The sequence below is a fragment of the Streptomyces sp. NPDC088354 genome (genome assembly GCF_044753585.1).
Lineage (GTDB): Bacteria > Actinomycetota > Actinomycetes > Streptomycetales > Streptomycetaceae > Actinacidiphila.
The window spans coordinates 1-1,519 of sequence record NZ_JBIVNJ010000162.1; the positions used below are offsets into that span (position 1 = coordinate 1).

General features: G+C 68.4%; 3 protein-coding genes. All 3 read left to right on the forward strand.

Translation table 11 applies throughout. From position 1 onward, the window contains the following. A partial coding sequence (locus ACIP98_RS42475; RefSeq protein ID WP_401982243.1) for an ABC transporter permease occupies positions 1 to 840 on the forward strand: 840 nt, incomplete at its 5' end. After that, on the forward strand, positions 837 to 1,199 hold the full coding sequence (locus ACIP98_RS42480) for a hypothetical protein (RefSeq protein WP_401982245.1): 363 nt from the start codon (positions 837 to 839) through the stop codon (positions 1,197 to 1,199). The genes ACIP98_RS42475 and ACIP98_RS42480, both read left to right, overlap by 4 nt. Then, positions 1,196 to 1,519, forward strand: a 324-nt coding sequence (locus tag ACIP98_RS42485; RefSeq protein WP_401982247.1) for an ATP-binding cassette domain-containing protein, incomplete at its 3' end; no start/stop codon positions are given. The genes ACIP98_RS42480 and ACIP98_RS42485, both read left to right, overlap by 4 nt.

Here is a 1,519-nt window from a genome sequence, read left to right on the forward strand (position 1 = left end):
CTGTGCATGATCGTCCTGCTCTTCGTCATGGCCTACGGCTCCCCGCTGTTCTACAAGTGGAGCTACACGGACCTGGACTTCACCGCCTTCCAGAAACCGCCCTCGGGCAACCACTGGTTCGGCACCGACCAGACCGGCACCGACCTGTTCGCCATGACCATGCGCGGCCTGCAGAAGTCCCTGGTCATCGGCATCCTGACCGGCATCATCTGCACGGTCGTCGCCGCCGCGGTCGGCGCGAGCGCCGGCTACTTCGGCGGCTGGGCCGACCGCTCCTTGATGTGGGTGGTCGACCTGCTGCTCGTCATGCCCAGCTTCCTGATCATCGCGGTGCTCTCCCCGCTGTTCCAGGGCAGCACCTGGCTGCTGTTCGTCGTGCTGCTGGCGGCGTTCAGCTGGATGATCACCGGCCGGGTGGTGCGCAGCATGACACTGACCCTGAAGGACCGTGAGTTCGTCAAGGCCGCCCGGTACATGGGCGTCCCGGCGCCGGTCATCATCTTCCGGCACATCGTGCCGTCGATGGCCTCGATGCTGATCATCGACGGAACGATCCAGGTCGGCGCGGCCATCATCGGCGAGAGCAGCCTGTCCTACTTCGGCTTCGGCGTGCAGGCCCCCGACGTCTCGCTCGGCACCCTCATCGCCACCGGCACCCCCGCCGCCCCCGCCTTCCCCTGGCTGTTCTACTTCCCGGCTGGCTGCCTGGTCCTGATCTGCCTGTCCATCGCCTTCATCGGTGACGGGCTGCGGGACGCCCTCGACCCCAACTCCAGCAGTGCCAAGGCCCGTGGCCCGCGCAAGCCCAAGAGCACGTCCAAGGAAGGACGCACGTCGTGACCGAGATCCCCGCCGTGGGCCTCACCGACCTCCGCGTCCCCCTCCGGACGACCGACGTCACGTTCTCGGAGCCGTACAGCCGCGAGCCCGTGGAACTGGGCAACCCGGACGTGACGCAGGTGCGTGGCAAGGACATCGCGATGGTCCTCCTCGACCCGTACGGCGGCGAGACCAGCGCTCGCAGGCGCCCGGGCGCACCACCGAACGTGATGGCCACCGTGCATCCGGTGCCGCGCGCCCATGCCCGCGCCTTCATCGGTGACGGGCTGCGGGACGCCCTCGACCCCAACTCCAGCAGTGCCAAGGCCCGTGGCCCGCGCAAGCCCAAGAGCACGTCCAAGGAAGGACGCACGTCGTGACCGAGATCCCCGCTCTGGAGGTCACCGACCTCCACGTCTCCTTCCCGAGCGAGGCCGGGCCCGTCGGAGCCGTACGCGGCGTGTCCTTCTCGGTACGGCGCGGTGAAGTCCTGGGCATCGTCGGCGAGTCGGGTTCCGGCAAGTCCGTGTCCTCGCTGGCGGTCCTCGGCCTGCTGCCGGAGACCGCCGACATCAAGGGCTCGGTGAAGCTCCACGGCCGTGAGCTGCTGGGCCTGGACGACCGGGAGATGACGAAGATCCGCGGCAAGGACATCGCGATGATCTTCCAGGACCCGCTGTCCGCGCTCACCCCGGTCTAC